The 19474-nt window shown below is 75.6% G+C and carries 18 protein-coding genes and 1 tRNA gene; 10 read left to right on the top strand and 9 right to left on the bottom strand.

Going from position 1 to position 19474, the window contains the following annotated elements:
* The first annotated feature begins 189 nt into the window (after positions 1-189).
* Both ACI78R_RS02555 and ACI78R_RS02550 read left to right on the top strand, forming a co-directional pair.
* On the top strand, positions 190-1125 hold the full coding sequence (locus tag ACI78R_RS02555; RefSeq protein WP_457039553.1) for a M23 family metallopeptidase: 936 nt from the start codon (positions 190-192) through the stop codon (positions 1123-1125).
* Positions 1126-1230: 105 nt separating this feature from the next.
* Positions 1231-1303 (top strand) — tRNA-Ala (locus ACI78R_RS02550).
* A gap of 53 nt (positions 1304-1356) precedes the next feature.
* On the opposite strand, the gene ACI78R_RS02545 is transcribed toward ACI78R_RS02550, so the two are convergent.
* Together ACI78R_RS02545 and ACI78R_RS02540 are read right to left on the bottom strand one after the other, a co-directional pair.
* Entirely contained in the window at positions 1357-2166 is an 810-nt protein-coding gene (locus ACI78R_RS02545) for a GAF and ANTAR domain-containing protein (RefSeq protein WP_457039552.1), read from the bottom strand.
* Positions 2167-2396: 230 nt separating this feature from the next.
* Positions 2397-2609: a hypothetical protein gene (locus ACI78R_RS02540; RefSeq protein WP_457039551.1), complete on the bottom strand. Its 213-nt coding sequence runs from the start codon at positions 2607-2609 to the stop codon at positions 2397-2399.
* Positions 2610-2904: 295 nt separating this feature from the next.
* Here ACI78R_RS02540 and ACI78R_RS02535 point away from each other — a divergent pair, with 295 nt between their 5' ends.
* The 3 genes from ACI78R_RS02535 (at position 2905) to ACI78R_RS02525 (ending at position 5888) form a co-directional block, all read left to right on the top strand.
* Positions 2905-3639, top strand: a complete 735-nt coding sequence (locus ACI78R_RS02535; RefSeq protein WP_457039550.1) for a GAF domain-containing protein — start codon at positions 2905-2907, stop codon at positions 3637-3639.
* A 220-nt stretch (positions 3640-3859) separates the two neighbouring features.
* The gene (locus ACI78R_RS02530; RefSeq protein WP_457039549.1) at positions 3860-4588 is read left to right on the top strand and encodes an ANTAR domain-containing protein; all 729 of its coding nucleotides are present in this window, start codon (positions 3860-3862) and stop codon (positions 4586-4588) included.
* 28 nt (positions 4589-4616) lie between these two features.
* A complete protein-coding gene (locus ACI78R_RS02525; protein ID WP_457039548.1) occupies positions 4617-5888 on the top strand; it encodes a PP2C family protein-serine/threonine phosphatase in 1272 nt (423 codons plus the stop codon).
* Between the two features lie 44 nt (positions 5889-5932).
* Here the strand turns inward: ACI78R_RS02525 and ACI78R_RS02520 are convergent, their stop codons facing one another.
* From ACI78R_RS02520 to ACI78R_RS02505, 4 genes are all read right to left on the bottom strand, one after another.
* Positions 5933-6364, bottom strand: a complete 432-nt coding sequence (locus ACI78R_RS02520) for an ATP-binding protein (protein WP_457039547.1) — start codon at positions 6362-6364, stop codon at positions 5933-5935.
* A gap of 353 nt (positions 6365-6717) precedes the next feature.
* Entirely contained in the window at positions 6718-7584 is an 867-nt protein-coding gene (locus tag ACI78R_RS02515) for a metal ABC transporter substrate-binding protein (protein WP_457039546.1), read from the bottom strand.
* Complete coding sequence (gene aztD / locus ACI78R_RS02510; protein ID WP_457039545.1) at positions 7581-8852, bottom strand: zinc metallochaperone AztD; 1272 nt, start codon at positions 8850-8852, stop codon at positions 7581-7583. Before aztD ends, ACI78R_RS02515 begins: the two co-directional genes overlap by 4 nt.
* A 156-nt stretch (positions 8853-9008) precedes the next feature.
* Entirely contained in the window at positions 9009-10808 is a 1800-nt protein-coding gene (locus tag ACI78R_RS02505; protein WP_457039544.1) for an FAD-dependent oxidoreductase, read from the bottom strand.
* 190 nt (positions 10809-10998) lie between these two features.
* Between ACI78R_RS02505 and ACI78R_RS02500 the strand changes: the two genes are divergently transcribed.
* Positions 10999-12549: a phospholipase D-like domain-containing protein gene (locus ACI78R_RS02500; protein ID WP_457039543.1), complete on the top strand. Its 1551-nt coding sequence runs from the start codon at positions 10999-11001 to the stop codon at positions 12547-12549.
* 12 nt (positions 12550-12561) lie between these two features.
* Here ACI78R_RS02500 and ACI78R_RS02495 read toward each other — a convergent pair whose 3' ends face one another.
* Genes ACI78R_RS02495 through ACI78R_RS02485 form a run of 3 tightly spaced genes read right to left on the bottom strand, consistent with a single transcriptional unit; the run spans position 12562 to position 16096 of the window.
* Positions 12562-13863, bottom strand: a complete 1302-nt coding sequence (locus ACI78R_RS02495; protein ID WP_457039542.1) for a hypothetical protein — start codon at positions 13861-13863, stop codon at positions 12562-12564.
* On the bottom strand, positions 13860-14282 hold the full coding sequence (locus ACI78R_RS02490; protein ID WP_457039541.1) for a hypothetical protein: 423 nt from the start codon (positions 14280-14282) through the stop codon (positions 13860-13862). Before ACI78R_RS02490 ends, ACI78R_RS02495 begins: the two co-directional genes overlap by 4 nt.
* A complete protein-coding gene (locus ACI78R_RS02485; protein ID WP_457039540.1) occupies positions 14282-16096 on the bottom strand; it encodes a hypothetical protein in 1815 nt (604 codons plus the stop codon). Before ACI78R_RS02485 ends, ACI78R_RS02490 begins: the two co-directional genes overlap by 1 nt.
* Before the next feature lie 101 nt (positions 16097-16197).
* Here ACI78R_RS02485 and ACI78R_RS02480 point away from each other — a divergent pair, with 101 nt between their 5' ends.
* The 4 genes from ACI78R_RS02480 (at position 16198) to ACI78R_RS02465 (ending at position 19449) form a co-directional block, all read left to right on the top strand.
* The gene (locus ACI78R_RS02480; protein ID WP_073418973.1) at positions 16198-16965 is read left to right on the top strand and encodes a MerR family transcriptional regulator; all 768 of its coding nucleotides are present in this window, start codon (positions 16198-16200) and stop codon (positions 16963-16965) included.
* A gap of 251 nt (positions 16966-17216) precedes the next feature.
* Positions 17217-18098, top strand: coding sequence for an arginase family protein (locus ACI78R_RS02475; protein WP_457039539.1), 882 nt, complete (start codon positions 17217-17219; stop codon positions 18096-18098).
* Between the two features lie 40 nt (positions 18099-18138).
* Positions 18139-18912 carry a meso-2,3-butanediol dehydrogenase gene (locus ACI78R_RS02470; RefSeq protein ID WP_073418976.1) on the top strand — a complete coding sequence of 258 codons (774 nt, stop codon included), beginning with the start codon at positions 18139-18141 and terminating at the stop codon, positions 18910-18912.
* Between the two features lie 12 nt (positions 18913-18924).
* A complete protein-coding gene (locus ACI78R_RS02465) occupies positions 18925-19449 on the top strand; it encodes a methyltransferase domain-containing protein (RefSeq protein WP_457039538.1) in 525 nt (174 codons plus the stop codon).
* The last annotated feature ends 25 nt before the right edge of the window (positions 19450-19474 follow it).

Here is a 19474-nt window from a genome sequence, read left to right as displayed (position 1 = left end):
GGGTCACGGTGTGTTTGGATCGCTGCGACTCGATCGGGCCCGCCGGGCCACTTCCCACGAACGAGCGGGGTTCACGCATTGGCCAGTCACCGGAGCGACGCGGGTCTCCTGTCCCGCCCCTCGAACGGCTCTCCCGCGGGCGTCCCCGCTCCGCGGTCCGGCGCCCACCGGCGCCCGGCGGGCCGGCCGGTGTCCCCGCTGCGGGGCTTCCCGCCCGTGCCGGCCGCCGACGAGGCCGTGCTCCCGGCCGTGCTCCCGGCCCCGCGCCCGTCCGCCGACGAACTCGACCGTGAGTTCGCGGCGCTGGTCACCACGGTGCTGCCGGCGGAGCCCGCCCCCGCCGATGTCGCCGCGCCCGCGCCCGCCGCCGAGGTCGCCACCCCCGCGACCACGGCCGTGCCCGCCGTCGCGTCCCCTGCGCCCGTCGCCCGCCGGCCGCGGGCGCTGCGGGACCGCCGTCCGTACCTGCTCATCGCCGCGCTCGTCGCCGGCGCGATCGGGGCCGCCGTCGTCGGGGTCCCCGGCTCGCAGCAGGCCGCCGCCGAGCCCACCTCGGTGCTCGGCGCCCAGATGGAGCTCGCCACCGGCGAGGAGGTGCTCGAGGCCATGCCTATGGCCTCGATCACCGAGGCCGAGGCGCAGGCCCGCCTGCAGGAGGTCGCCGCCTCCCGCGCCGAGCGCGCCGCGGCCGAGGCCGCCGCCGCGGAGGCCGCCGCCGAGGCCGCCCGGCCCAAGACGGTGCTGCCGGTCAGCGGCGCCCGCTTCACCAGTGGCTACGGGTCCCGCTGGGGCACCTTCCACTACGGCATCGACCTCGCCGCCCCGATCGGCACGCCGGAGTACGCGGCGGCCGACGGCGTGGTGCTGCGCGCGGGCGCGGCCAGCGGCTTCGGGCTCGCGGTCTACGTCCTCCACGAGAACGGCGACGTGACCGTCTACGGCCACATGGAGGAGATCCTCGTCGAGGTCGGCCAGTACGTGGACGCCGGCGAGACCATCGCGCTGCTCGGCAACCGCGGCCAGTCCACCGGCCCGCACCTGCACTTCGAGGTGCACCAGGGCGGCATGGACGGCCGCCGCATCGACCCGGTCGACTGGCTGGCCGAGCGAGGCGTCGAGATCTGACCCGGCCGCCCGGGCGACGCGCGGTCACCCCCCCCTCCACAGTGGCCGCCGGGAGGCGATGTACAGTTCTCCCTGGCTCGGACGGAAGCGGTCGGGCCGGGGAACGGGGCTGTGGCGCAGCTGGTAGCGCACCACACTGGCAGTGTGGGGGTCAGGGGTTCGAGTCCCCTCAGCTCCACCCGTTGACGAGGGCCTGACCTGCGGCTTCGCAGGTCAGGCCCTCGTTGGTCGTCAGCCGCGGTCAGGTCTGGCCCGCAGATGGTCCGCATGATCGTGACGCGAGGTCTGCGCAGCAGCGTCCAGTCGGTCCCCGGATCTCGGCGACCCGGACCACGCTCCGGTGTCACAGAGCTGCATGGCGACGTCGACGACCTTGCGGTTGGCCTCCTGAGAGGCGCGCACCAGCACCGCGAACGCCTGCGCGGCGGTCAACTTGTACCGCTCCATCAGGATGCCCTTGGCCTGGCCGATCAGATCGCGGCTGTCGATGGCCGTCCGGAGGTGGTGTTCGGTCTGCGCGCCGGCCAAGGCGATCGCCGCGTGGGAGGCGATCGCCAGCCCCGTGTCGACGGACTCCACCCCGAAGGCGCCTGGCGTGCGTGCGTAGAGGTTGAGCGCGCCGAGGCGGTCGCCCGCGACGATCAGCTGGAGGCTCAGGCTGCTGCCCACGCCCAGTGCGGATGCCTCGGCGGCGAATCGTGGCCACCGCGGCTCGGACGCCATGTCCTCGACCAGGACGAAACGGTGGTCCCACACCGCGTCGAGGCACGGGCCTTCGTGCAGCCGGTCCTGCGCCTCGTCGAGGTCCCGGGGCAGGTCGGCGGTCGCTGCCCGCGACGTCACGTGCCGCCGTTCGTGGATGTAGCTGATGCTGGCGGCCTCGGCACCGGGCACCGAGGTGACGGCCGCGTGCGTGAGGGCGGCCAGCAGGCTCTCCACGTCGCCGTGCTCACGCTGCAGCCGGCGGGCGATGCGGCTCAGCAGCGCATCGGGGCGGTCGGTCGACGCGCCGGTCTCCGTGGGGTCGCCGGGGCCTGTCACCGCGCCACGCTAGCGCTCTCCTCCTGGAGGAGGAACGCCTCGTGGGGCGCAGTCCAGTGACCTCGATCCGGCTGCCTCCCACAGGAGGAGTCGCACACGCGAGTCCGAGACACCGCAGGCACCGGGCGCCGGGGAACTCGTCGTGACGGTTGCGGCCGGCCGGCCGGGGCACGCGGACGCCCGGCGTCGCCGACGTGCGCCTGATCCCCCTGGCGCGGGTGGGCGAGGGGTCAGGGGGCCGGGTGGCGAGCGAGAGGCGGCAAGCCGCCGCTGATGAGGGCCTCGTCTGCGACGGCCGAGAGGACGAGGTCCTCGAGGGCCGGCCACTCGTGGCCCAGGGTCATCCGGGCCATCAGCTCGGCGCGCGTCCGGGTGCCGCCGAGGGCGAGGTACTCCCAGTACAGGTCGGCGATGGAGAGGCCGCTGAGGCGGCAGGCGAGCACGAGCGTGTCCGTGGTCAGGGCGACGACCTCTGGTCGAGCGACGCCCGTGGCTCGAGCACCTCGACAGTACGCCTCGTGCGGAGGCTGCTCGGGGACGAGAGCCCGAGCCGCCCCGGGCGGATCCGGCACCACCCGGAGGACCCGGACGGCACACCGGACGTTCCAGCGGGTCGCCATCGCGGGACAGAACGGAGGCGTCCTCCCGCTCGGACGCTGACAGCTGCCCAGGACGGGTGGCCGGCGGGCGGCCGCCGGCTGGTCTCCGTCGAACGAGGCGCCCAGGGAAGGGAGGACCGTGACGGTCGTCGAGGATCTCCGTGCTGTCCTCGCCGACCTCGCGGTCGAGGTGCCTGAGCCGGAGCTGCTGCCGGAACGGTTGGCCCGGGCCTGCGCCCGGGTGCTCCCGGTCGACGGGGCGGGCATCGGCCTCTTCTTCGCCGACGGCCGCCGGCTGCCGCTCGGTGCCAGTGACCCGGCAGCGGCGGCCGCGGAACGGCTGCAGTTCACCGTCGGCGCCGGCCCGTGCCTGTCCGCCCACGCCGAGGGCCGCCCCCAGGTGGCCGACGAGGCGTCGATCCGCTCGCGCTGGCCGGCCTTCTACGACGCACTGGTGACGAACACGCCGATCCGCGGGGTCATCTCGCTGCCCCTGGAGGACGAGCTCCGTGGTCTGGGGGTGCTCGACCTGTACACGGTCCCGCCGACCGACGTCGGGGCGCTCGGTCTCGCTGAGGCGCTGGAGATCGGCGCCGAGGTGGCCGCGACCTTCCGGACCCACGACCGGGCAACGCGCCGGCTCGTCGATGGGCCGGTCTGGCTGGACGCCCCGGCCGCCGGACGGCGGTCGGTCGTCTGGCAGGCGATGGGCTGCCTGAACTCCGGCCTGGGACTCGACAGCACCGACGCACTGTCCCTCTTGCGTGCCCATGCCTTCGCCAACGGTGGAGACCTCGACGACCTCGCGCGCCGCATCATCGACGGCGAGTTGCCCCTGGAGAGCCTCGCCCTCGACCAGGGCAGCAAGCCCTAGCCGCGTCGAGGTCGCCCCCGGGACGACCCGCGGTCCTCGACCTGGGTGTCCCCGCTCGGCAGCGCCCGTCCCCGGCCGACGTGCGTAGGCTGGGCGTGGACGTGGCGACCACCGCACGCCGGTGTGCGTCCGACCACGGCGTGCCGAGCCAGCATGGACTCCAGTTCGGATTCCGTGGCCGAGGTCATCCGCCCCGGTGCAGTGAGACCGGAGCCGCGCCATGCCCAGCAGCCATGCCCCTCGTCCCGCGGACGTCGCGCAGGCGCTCGAGCACCTGGCCAGGCTGTCCCTGCGAGGGCTGTCGATGGACGACCTGCTGCAGACCGTGGCCGACCTGGCCAGGTCGGTGATGCCCGGCGACACCGAGACGTCGGTGTCGCTCCTGGTCAGAGACCGCCCGACCACCGTGGTCTCCACCGGCCAGTTGGCCGTCGACGTGGACGAGGCGCAGGACGAGCGCGACCACGGGCCCTGCCTGCACGCCGCACGTACCGGCGCACCGGTCCACGTCGCCGACACCCGGAACGACAGCCGTTGGCCGGACTACATGCCCCGGGCGGCCGAACGTGGCGCCCTCAGCTCCTTCTCCGTACCGCTGTCGATCGACGTCGACGAGCAGGTCTCCGGCGCCCTCGACATCTACGCCCGGCAGGCGTACGCCTTCGACGACGACGCCCGCGCGGCCGCGTCCCACTTCGGCCCGTGCGCGGCGATGGCCGCCTCGAACCTGCACGCCTACGACAGCGCCCGCCGCACGGCCGAGAACCTGCGGACCGCGCTCGACTCGCGGGCGGTCATCGACCAGGCGAAGGGCATCCTCGTCGAGCGGTTCAGGATCACGCCTGATCAGGCGTGGGAGATGCTCGCCGGGGCGTCCATGCACGCCAACCGGAAGGTCAGGGACATCGCCGAACACCTGGTCCGCACCGGCGAGGTGCCCACCGAGTAGTGAGACGCGCCCGTCCTACAGTCCCTCCATGCCGACCTCGCCCGTCGCCGGTCTGGACATCGGCACGCTGCTCGCCGGGTTCGAGGGGCGCGCCCCCAGCCAGGCCGTCGCGGCAGCAGCGGAGACGTTGGCGCAGAGACTCGGGGCGCGCGAGCTGACCTTCCTCATCGCCGACTTCAGCGGCCGCGCCGTCGTGCGTCTCACGACGGGACCTGTCGGTGCCGGAGGCGCACGGGCCCAGGCCGGGGCGCGGGCGGAGACGGTGCCGATGGCCGGCACCGTCTACGAGCGGGTGCTGCGCAGCCAGGAGGTCGACGTGCAGCCGCTCGACGACGGGGCCCGGGTGATCGCGCCGGTCAGCGACCGCGGGGACGCGATCGGACTGCTGGAACTGGTCCTGCCCGGAGAGCCGGGGCCGGCGTCGATCGCCGAGGTCGCCGCGGCCGCCCACGCGCTGGCCTACGTCGTCATCGCCGCTCGCCGCTACACCGACGTCTTCGAGTGGGGCCAGCGCACCACACCGTTCTCCCTGGCGGCGGAGATCCAGCGCAGGCTGCTGCCTGCCTCGTACACCTGCGAAGCCGGGCAGTTCACCCTCGCCGGCTGGCTGGAGCCCGCTGCCTCGGTGGGCGGTGACACCTTCGACTTCACGCTCAACGACGACGCGCTGCACGTGTCGATCACCGACGCCGTCGGCCACGAGGTCGAGGCCGCGCTGCTCGCCACCCTGCTTGTCGGGGCCCTGCGCAACGCGCGCCGCAGGGGCTTGTCCCTCCATGCGCAGGCCCGGTACGCCAACGACGCGCTCGCGGACAACGCAGACGTCGGGCGGTTCGTCACCGGGCAGCTGGTCCGCGTGGACCTGGCGGCCGGCACCGCTGAGATCGTCAATGCCGGGCACCCGTTCCCGCTGCTGGTGCGCAACGGCCGCGTGCAGGACCTGGCACTGGAGATCGAGCCGCCCTTCGGCGTGGTGCCCGGCAGGTCGTTCCAGGTGCAGCGCCTCCCCCTGGAGCCGGGGGACCGGATCGTGTTCCTCACCGACGGCATGCAGGAGCGCAACGCCGCCGTCCTCGACGTGGCGGCGGCGTTGCGCCACACCACCGACCTGCACCCGCGGGAGGTCGTACAGGAGCTGGGCGCGGCGGTGCTGCGCGCGACCGGCGGTGACCTCCGCGACGACGCGACGCTGGTCTGCCTGGACTGGTACGGCGGCCCGCCACGCCGCAGCGACAGCGCACACGGGGCCGACGTCGCACGGGCGTCGTCGGCTCGGCCCGCACGACGCGGGGACGCCTGAGCGGCGGACCGGCCGACTCCCCGACGGGCCGGCGCCCCCTCGACTCAGCCGGTGGGGAAGCGGGCCCACACGTGCTTGCGGTGGCCCGCGACGGTCCAGCCGCGGTCGACGGTCAGGTGCGCGACCATGCGCAGCCCCATGCCTCCGCGTGCGGGATCACGGCCGATGGCCGGCACGGGCGCGTGCTGCGGATCCCCGTCGCTGACGTCCAGGAGCAGCGACTCCGCCGTCCGGACCGCGCGCACCAGCACCGGCGCCCGACCGTGCCGGAGTCCGTTCGAGGCCAGCTCGTCCACAGCGACGACGAGGTCGTCGAGGACCACTCCGTCGGCGCCGGCCCGGCGGAGTTCGCCGGCCACCCACGCCCGCAACCCGGCGCGCACGGAGCGCAGCTCCGCGAGGTGGGAGATCTCGGCTTCGAAGTGGCGTCCCGCGGCCTCAGGACGTGGCCGTCGTGGCCAGAGCTCCTCGTCCATGTCCCCGTCCCGGTCGGCAGCCTCCGCCGAGTCGTTCCCCGCGCCGGACCCGTCGAACCAGCGCGACCGGACCATCGCCGGTGCCCGGCCGTGCGCCGTGGTCCGCATCCGGTCCGCAGAAGCGTCGACGAAGGCCCATCCCGGCCGTCCACGGCCGACGGTGACCGATGACGTGAGCGCCCTGCTCGGAGCGGCGACACGGGCGGATCGCGAGGTCGGCTCGTGTCTCCTCGGCTCCACCCCGACGACCCAGGCCGTTCCCCCACGGGGAACGGCCTGGATCGCATCCGGTCCCGGTCGGCCCCGTCGCACCGGGCGTCAGCGGACTCCCCGCCGGTGCGGGGAGTCCGCCGTCATCCCCCGCAGGCCAGTCCCCGCTGCAGTGCCGCCAGGTTGTCGCGCATCCGGTCGAGGTAGTCGTCGGGGGGCGTGACGCGTTCGATCGGGTCGAGCACGTCGGTGGTCATGCCGAGGTCGTCGGCCAGGGCGGCCGCCGTCGCCGGCGAGGCGACGGCGTCGAAGAAGACCGTGCGCACGCCCGCCTCCCGGACCGTCTCCGCCACCTCCCGCAGCCGGACCGGCGAGGGCTCCACCGCCGGGTCGATGCCGGCGACGCCCAGCTGCCGCAGGCCGTGGCGGTCGGCCAGGTAGCCGTAGGCCTCGTGCCCGGTCACCAGCGTGGCCCCGCGGCAGCCGGCGAGGGCCGTGGCGTACTCCTCGTCGAGGGCCGCCAGGGTGGACTCCACCTCCGCGACCCGGGCCGCGACGTCCTCCGCCGCTGCGACGTCGAGCTCGGCCAGCACCGCGCCGACGTCCCGGGCGACGTCGGCCAGCCGGAGCGGGTCGAGCCAGAAGTGGGGGTCGCCGTCGAGGTCCGCCAAGTCGGCGACGTCCACCAGGTGCGCCGGCGGCTGCTGCTCGAGCACCGCGTCGACGCCGGGCTGCAGGCCGCCGGACAGGTGCACCACCAGGTCGGCCTCGGCCAGCTCGACGACCTGGGCCGGGGCGGGCTCGAACCCGTGCGTGTCCCCGCCGGGTGGCACGAGGTTGGTGACGGCGACGTCCGGGCCGGCGACCTGCTCGATCACCCACTGCAGCGGGTAGGACGTCGTGACGACGTCCACCGTGCCGTTCCCGTCCCGCGCCGCAGCGTCGGTGCAGCCGGCCAGGGCGACCGCGGCGAGCCCGGCCGCGACGGCGCGGGCGCGGTGCCCGCTCACTCGGCGTGCTCGCCCTCGACGTCACCGGAGACGCCGCGCAGCTCGTTCGGCGTCACGTCCAGCGGCGCGCTCCTCCAGACCGCACCGCCCTCGACGTCCACCGCGTGGATCTGCCGGCTGGCGGGCTCGGTCACGTAGGCCATGCCGTCGACCACGAAGACCTGGGGGTGCGGGTCCTGCCAGTCCTCCGACTCCTCCCAGGGTGCCGTGACGGGGATGGAGCGGGTGATCGTGCCGCTGGCGGGGTCGATGACCTGCAGCGCGCCGTCGTAGGTCAGGACCAGTCCCTCGTCGCCGGGTCCGCGGCCGAAGGAGCGGTACCAGTAGGGCGCGGGGAGGTCGACCAGGCGCAGCGAGGCCGTCGTGGTGTCGATCAGCGCGACCGTGCTGGAGCGGTCCTCCGCGCTGCGCTCGTAGTCGCCGAGCACGACGGGCGAGGTCCCGGTGCCGAACTGGTTGCCGATGCGGCCGTACTCGTCCGGGCTGTCGATCTTGGTGAGCCGGCCCCCGGCGTACAGGACGGCACCGTCCTCGCAGCCGACGACGACCGCCTCGCCGGCCGCGACGGTCTCGCCGTGCACGTTCGGGCAGTCGTCGCGGGCGGCGATCTCCTGCCCGCCGGCGTCCAGCACGCGGACCCCGGAGCGCTCGTCCTCGGTGCCGTCGGAGACGAGCACCCGGCCGTCCGCGAGCTCGACGGCGACGCCGTGGTGCGCCGACGGCGTGCTGAACTCGCGCGTCTCCCGGTCGGGACGAGAGACGTCGGCGCTGTCGAACGCGGTGACGTCGCCGGTGCCGTCGTCGAAGAGCACGGTGCGGCCGGCGTGCGTCACCACGTGGCCGGGCTCCTCGGCCGGGAACACGACGTCGGTGAGCCGGGGGTCGGCGGTGTAGTAGTGCGCGTGGTCCCCGTGCGGCTCGGCCCAGGCGCCGGCGTCGAGGGCGCGGAAGCCGCCCTGGGTCGAGACCAGCAGGTGCCGGCCGTCGCCGGCCGGGTTGAGCCGGCTGAACCCGGGCAGCGGCTCGTCGGCCAGGACCTCCAGGGTCGCGGCGTCGAGGACCTGGACGCCGCCGTCGTAGGTGATCGCCAGCCGCGGGGCGTTGGCCCCCACCTCGAGAGCCGAGGCGTCCTCGGCCTCGTGCCCGTCGCCGGTGGACGAGGGGGCGGCGGCCGGTCGGCCGGTGTCGGCGGAGGCGCAACCCACCACCAGGGCGAGGGGGAGTGCGGCGGCCAGGGCGGGGGCGCGTCGGAGGCGCGAGCGGTTCACGGGGGCTCCTCGGGTCGGGATCGAAGGCCGTGAACCTATCGCAAACGAGAATCGTTCTTAGTAAGCACCCTCAGATCCCCACCGGACGACACAGGGCGCCCTCCCGAGGGAGGACGCCCTGTGCCGTTCCCTGTGCGCCGGCCTCCGGCCGGTACCTCAGGCGGCGTCGGGGCGGAGGACCGCGGTCAGCGCACCGCGCAACCACCCGAGCGCGTCGTCGGCCGAGGAGGGCGAGGACGGGGACCGGGCCGCGACGTAGCCGTCCGGACGCACGAGCAGCACGCCGCCGTCCTCGATCTCCCGCAGGTCGGCCCAGGTCCCGTAGGGGTCCTCGAACTCCTCCCCGGGACCGATCGAGACCGGGGTGACCTCCAGGCCGAGGTCCGACCCGAGGACCCGGGCGGCGTCGAGCCACGCCCTCCCGCCGATGCCGGTGACCACGCTGAACCGGCCGTGCCCCACGAGGTCGAGGGTGGACACCCGGCGGCCGTCGCGCGTGACCCAGGTGTGCGGCAGCTTGGCGCCGGGCCAGGTGGTGGGCTGGGCGTACAGCTCCGGGTCACGCCGGAACTCCGGCATCGGCGTGCCGTCGGGGACGACGGCGGACGAGGCGTACCGGTGGTTGTGCTCGACCCCGTGGGCGTCGAACTCGTACGCCTTGTAGGCGATCGCCTCGCGCAGCGCCGCGCGCACCTTCTCGCCCTCCGGCCCCGGGGCCTTGCGCAGGGCCAGTTGCGCCTCGAGCTTCGCGACGTCCGTGGTGTCGGACAGGTCCAGCGCGGCGAGGATCTTCCCGGTGTCCGCGATGCTCTGGTTGGCACGCTCGACGATCTGGCGGGCGACGGGGGCCCGCTCGGCGTCGTAGGACTCCAGGAGTGCCGGGGACGCCGCACCCGACAGCACGTGGGCCAGCTTCCAGGCCAGGTTGTAGGAGTCCTGGATGGAGGTGTTGGAGCCCAGGCCGTTCGTGGGCGGGTGACGGTGGACCGCGTCGCCCACGCAGAAGACGCGTCCCTCGGCGAGCCGGGTGGCGTAGTGGTGGTTGACCGTCCACGGGGAGCGCGACTTCACCCGCATCTCGAAGTCGTCGGTCCCGACGAGCGCGACCGCGAGCTCGCGGACGACGTCGTCGGTGAGGTCGGGAGGCCCGGCCGCCATCTCGTAGCCCCACATGAGCATCCACTCGTCCCAGGGCCTGATCATGCGGAGCACGCCGAGGCCGACGCCCTCGCGCTCGGCTCCGGGCTGGAGCATCCAGTAGAGGACGGAGGGCCGGTGCGCGACGAACCGCGACAGGTCCGCCTCGAAGACGATGCTCAGCGTGCCGGCGACGGCGCCCGGCCCCTCGAACGGGAGGTCCAGGTCGGCGGCCACCGTGCTGCGCGCGCCGTCCGCGCCGACGAGGTACCGGGACCGGATGGCGTACTCGGCGCCGGTGAGCCGGTCGCGGACGGTGGTGGTGACCCCGTCGTCGTCCTGCACGTGGGAGAGGTACTCGGTGTCGAAGCGCACGCGGGCGCCGCGCTCCTGCGCCGCCTGGACGAGGACCGGCTCGGTGATCGTCTGCGGCGCGTCCAGCATCGAGGTCGGGCTCTGCAGCTCGTAGTCGGCGTGCCGCACGGTGTCCGTGCCCCAGGACGGGATGCGGCCCAGTTCCTCGCCGGCCAGGCTGGTGCAGAACGTCGTGTTGCCCATGTACTCCCAGGGGGTCGCCTCGCGCAGGAGCCGCTCCTCGAGGCCCACGTCCCGCATCGCCTCCATCGTGCGCTGGTTGGTGATGTGCGCACGGGGCGTGTCGGACAGCCGGGCGTACTTGGTGACCAGGAGCGTCGAGACGCCGTAGGTGGCCAGGAACAGCACCGCCGAGGCGCCTGCCGGTCCCGACCCCACGACCAGCACGTCGACGGTGACCGCGGGTGCGGACGGGCCGGTCGTGTGCACGGGGGGAGCTGTCATGACGTCCTCTCGGGGCGACGGGGCGGACGGGCGTCCACTGCCGCGTAGTCGAGTGAGGGACGCGTCCGGTGTCAAGCGTCACACCCGTGCGCTCGCCGACGCCGGCGTCGGCGTCACGTCCCGGCGCCGCCGTCACCCGGTCCGGCGAGGCGCCGGGCACGGTGCTTGCGCAGGCGGGGACACTGCCGGGGTGATCGAGAGCGCCGACGCCGCCGGGACGACCTCCCGCGCCCCCGCCGTCCCGGCGCCCCGGACCGAGCCCGTCCCGCGCCCCACCGACGACACGCTGCTCGTGCCCGGGGAGACCTGCTGGCGCATCGAGCGGGCCGACCGGCACGCCGTCTTCGTGGACGCGGCCGACTACTTCGCCACCCTCAAGCGCGCCGTGCTGGCCGCCGAGCGCCGGGTGCTGTTCATCGGCTGGGACTTCGACCCCCGCATCCGGATGGACCCGCGCACCCCCGGCCGGCCGCGCGAGGACCGCCTGGGCCACGTGCTGGAGCAGGCGGTGGCCGCCAACCCGCGCCTGGAGATCGGCGTCCTGCAGTGGGACCTCGGGATGGTCGTGGCGCTCAACCGGCGCATGGCCCCGATCGTGCTGCTCAACCGGCGCACGCCCGACCGCCTGCGGTTCGCCGTCGACACCCACCACCCGCTCGGCGGCGCGCACCACCAGAAGATCGTCGTCATCGACGACTGCCTGGCCTTCGCCGGCGGCATCGACGTCACCGCCGACCGCTGGGACACCTCCGAGCACCGCGACCGGCACCCGCTGCGGCACCGGCCGCACTCCACGCGGCTGCGCGGGCCGTGGCACGACGTCACGAGCCTGGTCTCGGGCCCGGCCGCGCGTGCGCTCGGCGACCTCGCCCGCGAGCGGTGGGAGAGCGGCACCGGCGAGCACCTCGACCCGGTGGAGGACGTCGAGGCGTGCTGGCCCGAGGGTGCCGAGACCTTCCTCACCGACGTCGACGTGGCCATCTCCCGCACCCGCCCCGAGCACGGCGGCGCGGAGCTGGTGCACGAGATCGAGCTGCTGTGGCTGGCGGTGATCGCCGCCGCCCGGCGCACCGTCTACATCGAGACCCAGTACTTCGCCAACCGCCGCATCGCCGAGGCCATCGCCGACCGGCTGGGGGAGGAGGACGGGCCGGAGTTCGTCGTCCTCAACCCGCTGACGGCCGACAGCTGGCTGGAGGTGAAGTCGATGGACACCGCCCGCGCCAAGCTGCTCGAGCTGGTGCGCGAGGCCGACCGGTACGACCGCTTCCGGCTGCTGGTGCCGGTGGCCGAGGGGCGCCGGCCGATCTACGTGCACGCCAAGGTGACCTGCCTCGACGACCGGCTGCTGCGGATCGGCTCGTCCAACCTCAACAACCGGTCCATGGGCCTGGACACCGAGTGCGACGTGTCGATCGAGGCCCGCACCGGCGAGCCGCGCGAGGAGGAGCTGCGGGCGGCGGTGCTCGGCCTGCGCCACCGCCTGCTCGGCGAGCACCTCGGCGTCGAGCCGGAGCGGGTGGCCGAGGCGGTCGAGGAGCACGGCGGCTCGCTCGTACGCGCGATCGACGCCCTGATGCGGCCCACCGGCCGCTCGCTGGTGCCCTTCGAGCCGCCGGAGCTCGACCCGGTCGAGCGCTTCCTCGCCGAGACCGAGCTGCTCGACGCCGAGCACACGCCCAACCGCTGGCGGCGGGTCAAGCAGGCCTTCGCCGGGCGGCGCCGGCGCCAGCGGGGCTGAGCGGGGCGCGCCTCAGAAGCCGAACAGCAGGCCGAGCCCGGCGAGGGTGAACGCCACCATGACCAGCACGAGCGGCAGCTGGTCCGACGCCGGGGCCCGGGGCGCCACCCGCAGCGCCTTCTCGTGGGCGAGCACCACGCCGAGGACGTGGCCGAGCACGACGGCGCCCACCTGCACCCAGGCGATGAGGTCGGGGCCGACCGCGCGCAGGTCGACCACGTTCGCCGCCGTCCCGAACAGGTCGGCGCCGGTGCCGAACGGGTCGCTGGCGAGGATCCACGTCGTCTGCCCGTCGAGGAGCAGCAGCGAGCAGTAGTGCGCCACGGTGTAGCCGACGGCGATCGGCACCACCGTGGCGGCGTAGAGCCGGGGCTGCGGGCCCAGCGGCAGCCCGCCCAGCCGCCCCGACAGCCGCGTGCCCAACAGGTACAGGACGGCGACGACGGCCGTGCAGGCGGCCAGCCCGAGCGTGCCCGACAGCGTGTCGCCGGCCGCGCCGGCGCCGGTCTGCCACCACACGGTCCGCGACAGCCCGTCGAAGCCGGTGGAGCCGAGCAGCACCACGACGACGGCGGCCAGCCCGCGCTCGTCGGGCGTGGACATCGCGTTCGCCAGCGGCGACCGGGCGACGACCACGCCGTCGTCGCGGCGGGCGACCACGGACAGCCGGGCGAGCAGCGTCGACCAGGCCTCGAAGCCGTCGCCGCGGGCGAACCAGCCCTCGCCGAACCACGCGGCCGCGGCCAGGTGCACGACCGCGTACGCGAGCAGGAACACCCCCACGGTGACCGGCTCCGCCCGGCCGGGGAACACCAGCTCCAGCCAGACGAAGACCAGCAGCGAGACCGCCGCGGGCCACAGCCCGAGCGCGGGCAGCCGGGCGGCGCCCCGCGGCGGGCCGGTGAGCGGGCGCAGCGCGCGCGACAGCAGCCGCAGCGGGTTGAGCACCCGCCACACCGGCCCGAGCAGCAGGCTCGCCGGCACCAGGCCCACCCAGGCCGTCACGTACAGCGCCCAGGGCGCGAGGTTGCGGTCGGTCTCCTCCGGACCGGCCAGGGCCACGAGCAGCACGACGACGGCGACGGCGAGCGCGAGCGCCTGCAGGCCCCGGCGCAGCGGCGCGCTGGCGGCCGCGCGCTGCACCCGGGGCGGCAGGGGGTGCCCCGAGTGCGCGCCGCCGAGTCGCGGCCGGCGCCACAGGAGCAGCAGCACGGCGAAGCTGACCAGGATGGCCGCGCCCGCGCCGTAGAGGGCCAGGCCCAGGGGGAGGGGCAGGTCGGTGCGCGACCCCACCCCGTGGGCGAGGACGCTCACCCGACCTGCAGCGACAGCAGCACCGTGCCCGATCCGTGCAGCTCCGCCTCGAACACGCCGGGGAGATCGGCGGTGAACTCCACCGTCGCGGGCGTGCCCGGCGCGAGGTCGGCGGTGACGTCGTAGCCGTGCAGGTGCAGCTCGTCGGCGACGTCGCTGGTGACGGTGAGCGCCACCCGCTCGCCGGCGGCCACGACCACCCGGCCGGTGTCGCCGGTGACCCGCCCGCCGGCCACCTCGACGGCGACCGCCCGGACGGCGGGGGAGGAGGGCGCAGCGGACGAGGAGCCCGACGACGGGGCGGACGAGGAGGTCGACGGAGCCGACGACGGGGTGCCCGCCTCCGCGGGGGCCGTCCCCGCGCACCCGCTCAGGACGAGGGCGAGCACGGCGCCGGCGAGCGGGAGGGCGCGGCGCATCACCGGCCGCCCACGCCGGCCGCGACAGGGCCGTCGACGGGTAGACCGGGGAGGCGCCCGCCGGGGCCGCCGCGGCGCGCGTACCGCCCGACGCCCCAGGAGATCGCCCCGACCACCCCGAGCGTGCAGGCGAGCACCACCAGGTTGGCCGCGGCCCACAGCCCGCCGCCGGAGGCCGTCAGCTCGCGCTGCAGGACGTCGATCTCCGGGACCGCCGACCGCGTCACGCCGTCGGTGGCGGGGACCTGCTCCGCCGGGATCGCCGGGTCCTCGGGCAGGTGGACCGGCACCGCGGCGAGCACCCGGCCGTCGTGCAGGCGCAGCAGCGTCTTCCAGTCGTCGTCGACCGGCACGGGCTCGGTGGTGCGGTACCGCCCGGGTCCGGTGCGCTCGAGGTCGGTGACCACCAGGCCCTGGCCCTGCCAGGCGGTGATCTGCACCCAGGCCGGGTCGTCGAGGGCGCCGGCCGGATCGAGCGTCACGGTGACGTCGGCGGTGCGCGGGTCGGCGGTGACCTCGTCGACGGCGAAGGTGGCCCGCAGGTCGCCCGGCACCGTGGCGACCAGGCCGTTGGCCACCCCGCCGGCGATCGCGGCCAGCGCGAGCGCCAGCACGCCCCGGGCGACGGCGGGACGCGGCAGCCGCCGGCGCAGGCCCAGCGCGAGCAGGGCGCCGAGCAGGCCGCCGGCGACCCCGCCGACGACGGCCATCAGCGTGCCCTCGACCAGGACGTCGCCGTTCCACTCCAGCACCCGGGTCAGGCCGGTCCACAGCGCCTCGACGAGGGTGCCCGCGGTGCCGACCAGCACGCCCGCGACGGCGCCGAAGGCGAGCGGGCGGCGGGTGGGCGGCCAGGCCAGCGCGAGCAGCTCGACCAGCAGCGCCGAGCCCAGGTACAGCGGGAACGTCGGCGTGATCTCGCCGAACACCGGGCCGACGAGGACGGCGATCGTGCTGCGGACGGCGAGGAAGAACACGGCGGCGGCCAGCGCGCCCCCGCGGCCCATCCAGAGCCGGGCGGCGACCAGCGCGGCGCCGGCGGCCGCGGCGACCATGAACGGCTCGAGCACCAGGCGGAACTGCGGGACGTCGAAGTCGAACTCGCCCTGGAACACCGACAGGCCGAGCAGCAGGCCGCCCATCGCCGAGGCCCGGCGCACGAACCGGGCGCGGTCGCCGGCCCGCCGGTCGCCGTCGTCGGTGGACGGGCTCCCGCGGCCCTCCATCTCCAGCACCAGCAGTCCGACGATCGACAGGCCGGGCCCGCCGATGAGCATCAGGTGGGTGGGACCCCACAGCGTCACGTCCTGGCCGAACAGGCGGTGCCAGACGTCGTCGAGGGGGAAGCCGAGCAGCGCGTAGGAGCCCGACGCGGTGAGCAGGACGCCGCCGACCGGCACGTCCCAGCCGCGCACGAAGCGGACGGCGGCCGGGCCGGGGCGCCCGCCGAGCGGCATCGAGCAGGCGAGCACGCCGCCGGCGAAGACGCCGAACAGGCCGAACAGGATGAGGTAGTGGGCCGGGTTGGCCAGCGGCCCCTCGTCGCGGCCGACGCCGATGTGCAGCGCGATGTCCCAGAGCATCCCGAGCAGCGCGACGAGCAGCGACGCGGTGGTGAGGACGGTGGGCAGGGCCACCCAGCCGGGGACGTGGGTGGCGCGGCCGAGCGCGTCGCCGGCGCGGGCGAGCACGGTCGTGCGCCGCGTGCGGTGGGCCCACACGAGGGCGAGCAGGGCGGCCATCAGGCCGGCACCGAGGGCGGTGGCGAGCGCGACCTCACCGAGGGCGGCCCCTCCGGCGGGACGGTCCTCCACGGCGAGCAACGCTGGTCCCATGGACATCACGGCCCTATGAGACACCGTTTGACGTTACATCGGCAAGTGACACATGTGGATCCCGTTACGATGCCGTCCTGATGGAGGCACAGGAGCAGACCCCCGGTGCGGACGACGGCGACCGGGAGTTCACGGTCGACGAGCTCGCCGCGCGGGTCGGCATCACGGTGCGCAACGTGCGCGCCTACGCCGCGCGCGGCCTGCTGCCGCCGCCGCGGCTGGTCGGGCGCACCGGCTACTACGGCCCCGAGCACGTCGCCCGGCTGCTGCTGGTCCGCGAGATGCTCGCCGAGGGCTACTCGCTCGCCGTCATCGAGCGCACCCTGGCGACCGCCCCGGCCATCGGCGGATCGGCGTCGCTGGCGCTGCACCGGGCGCTGCTCGCGCCCTGGCTGCCGCCGGAGCCCGAGGACACCACCGCCGGGGAGCTCACGGCGCGGGCCGGCGTGCCGATCGACCCGGCCACCGTCGAGGAGCTGGTCCGCCTCGGCCTGGTCGAGCGGCTCGACGGCGACCGGCTGCGGGTCACCGACCCGTCGCTGCTGACCGCCGGCCTGCAGGTCATGCAGCTCGGCGTGCCGCCGTCGGCGCTCATCACGGCGCAGGCGCGGGTGATCGAGCTGGTGCGCGAGATCGCCGCCACCTACGTCGGGATGTTCCTCGAGACCGGCTGGCGCTCCCTGGTCGAGTCCGCGTCGCCGCCCGAGCAGCTCGACCGGGTGGGCGACGTGATGTCCCGCCTCCAGCCGGCGGCCGCGCAGGCGCTGCTGGCCAGCTTCCGCACCGAGATGGCGGCGGCGGTCAGCGCGGCGGTCGAGGCGGAGCTCCGGGCGCTCGCGGGGGACTGAGCGGCTCCGGGCGCCCGTGCGCGCCGTCGGGCGTCGCCCGCTCCCGGGCGGCCAGCCGCCGGTCGCGCACCACGGCAGCGACCACGCCCGCGACCAGGAGCGCCGCGGGGACGGAGAAGCCGGCGGTGGCCACGAGGCTCAGCCCGTCGGTGGCGAGGGCGGTCGGACCGGACACGCCTCCATGTGACACCGCTCGATGTCACGTGTCAACCGCGACCGGTCCTGTCGGCGCCCCGCGGTAGGACCGCGGCATGAGCGCGCTCGACCTGCTGGCCGCCCCGTCGAGCGCGGCCGCGCACTGGCCCGGGCAGGAGCGGTCCTGGGCGGCGCTGGCGGAGGCCGGCCTGCCCGCGGCGCTGGCCCGCACCCGGGAGGTGGCGGTGCGCGAGCTGTTCGCCCCGGCGCGCTGGGCGGCGGGCCGGGCCCCCGAGAGCCGGGTGCGCGATGCCGGGCGCGTCACCGCCGGCCTCGTCGCGGTGCGGGACGCGGTCGCCGGATCCCTGGCGGCGGGGCGGCTGCCGGTGGTCGTCGGCGGGGAGTGCACGACCACGGTCGGGCTCGTCGCCGGCGCCCGCGCGGCCGGGCTGCGTCCGGGCCTGGTCTACGTCGACGGCGGGGTCGACCTGCGCACGCCGGCCGACAACCCCACCGGCGTCGCGGACTCCATGGCGCTGGCGCACGTCCTCGCGCTGCCCGGGTGTGACCCCGGCCTGCTCGCCGCCGGCACGGCCCGCCCGCTGCTCGCGGTGGACGACGTCGTCGCGGTCGGCGTGCGGGCTGCCGAGCCGGACGCCACGACGGCCGGCCGGATCGGCCTGCGGGCGATCCCGGCCGGCGCGGTCGCGGCCGACCCGGAGGGTTCCGCCGCACGGGCCGCCGCGGCCGTCGACGGGCCCGACGGCTTCCTCGTGCACCTCGACGTCGACGTCGTCGAGTTCCTCGACCTGCCACTGGCGGACGTGCCCGACCACGGGCGGGGACTGCCGCTCGACGACGTCGCCGCGGTGCTGCGCCGGCTGTGCGCGGCGAGCGGGTTCCGCGGGCTGTGCGTCACCGAGGTCAACCCGGACCACGCGCCGGACCCGGGCGAGGTCGGGCGGCTCGTGGCGGTCCTCACCGACGCGCTGGGCTGATCCGGGGTTCCGCGTGCCCGGAGCGGGGGAGGAGCAGGCCATGGCGACCTCCTCGTTCGACTTCACCGGCTCCGTCGTCCTCGTCACCGGGGGCGGCTCCGGCATCGGCCTGGCCATCACCCGCGCCTTCCTCGACGCCGGCGCCACCGTCGCGGTCACGGGCCGCAGGCGGGAGAAACTGGAGGCGGCGCTGGAGGGCGTCCCGGCGGACCGCGCCGCGGCCCTCCCGGCCGACGTCTCCGACCCCGCGCAGGTGCGGCAGCTCGTCGCCGACGTCGTCGACCGGTTCGGCCGCATCGACGTCGTGGTGAGCAACGCCGCCGCGTACGAGAGCGGAGAGCTCACCGACCTCGCCGACGACGCCTGGGAGCACCTGCGCGCCACCAACGTCGACGCCTTCTTCCACCTGGCCAAGGCCGCGCTGCCGGTGCTGGCGGAGTCGCGCGGCAACCTCGTCGCCGTCTCCTCGGTCTCCGGCCTGCGCGGCGACTGGGGACAGGCCGCCTACAACGCGTCCAAGGCGGCGGTGACCGTCTTCGTGCAGTCGCTGGCGCTGGACTGGGGCGGTCGCGGCGTGCGGCTCAACGCCGTCGCCCCCGCCTTCACGTTCACCGAGATCAACGCGGACGTCCCGCGCGACGAGGCCTCCCTCGCGCCGCACGTCAACCGCGTCCCGCTCGGCCGCATCGGCGAGCCGGAGGACATCGCGCCCGCGGTGCTCTTCCTCGCGAGCGAGGGCGCCCGCTACGTCACCGGCGCGGTGCTGCCCGTCGACGGCGGCACCAGCGCGTCCACCGGCCAGGCCCACGCCTGAGACGACGCCCGCGTGACCGCCCGCGCCTCGGACCGCCTGGCGTTCGTCGCCGGCGTGGTGGCGGCGGCGCCGGGGGAGCGGGTGCTGGAGGTCGGCTGCGGCGCGGGCGTCCTGGTGACGGAGCTCGCCGCCGCGGTCGGGGACGGGACGGTGGTCGCCGTCGACCGGTCGGCGCGGATGGCCGCCGCCACGACCCGGCGCAACCGGGCGGCGGTCGACGCCGGCCGGGTGCGGGCGCACGCCGTCCCGCTGCTCGACGCCGACCTCGCCGGGGAGCGCTTCGACGCCGCGGTCGCCGTCGACGTCCGGGCGTTCTGGACGCCCCCGGCGCCGGAGTGGGACGTCCTCGCGCGGGTGCTGGCCCCCGGCGGGCGGGTGGTCCTCGGGTTCTCCGTCATGCGCCCGGAGGACCGGGAGCGCGTGCGGGCGGCCGTCACGGAGGCGGCGGGGCGGCGCGGGTTCGCGGTCACCGCGACGGCGGAGGCGCCCACCGCGCCGTTCCCGACGGCCGCGATGGAGTTGCGCCGTCCCGGGTAGGGGAGGGGGCACCCACCGACGGGAG

This window comes from Geodermatophilus sp. SYSU D01106 (genome assembly GCF_054049995.1).
This window is presented reverse-complemented; position numbering and strand designations above follow the sequence as displayed.

Coding starts and splice junctions, on each gene's coding strand:
- ACI78R_RS02530 (WP_457039549.1), top strand. CDS start 3,860: ATGCCCAGCAGCCATGCCCCTCGTCCCGCGGACGTCGCGCAGGCGCTC.
- ACI78R_RS02525 (WP_457039548.1), top strand. CDS start 4,617: ATGCCGACCTCGCCCGTCGCCGGTCTGGACATCGGCACGCTGCTCGCC.
- ACI78R_RS02520 (WP_457039547.1), bottom strand. CDS start 6,364: ATGGACGAGGAGCTCTGGCCACGACGGCCACGTCCTGAGGCCGCGGGA.
- ACI78R_RS02505 (WP_457039544.1), bottom strand. CDS start 10,808: ATGACAGCTCCCCCCGTGCACACGACCGGCCCGTCCGCACCCGCGGTC.
- ACI78R_RS02490 (WP_457039541.1), bottom strand. CDS start 14,282: ATGCGCCGCGCCCTCCCGCTCGCCGGCGCCGTGCTCGCCCTCGTCCTG.
- ACI78R_RS02480 (WP_073418973.1), top strand. CDS start 16,198: ATGGAGGCACAGGAGCAGACCCCCGGTGCGGACGACGGCGACCGGGAG.
- ACI78R_RS02475 (WP_457039539.1), top strand. CDS start 17,217: ATGAGCGCGCTCGACCTGCTGGCCGCCCCGTCGAGCGCGGCCGCGCAC.
- ACI78R_RS02470 (WP_073418976.1), top strand. CDS start 18,139: ATGGCGACCTCCTCGTTCGACTTCACCGGCTCCGTCGTCCTCGTCACC.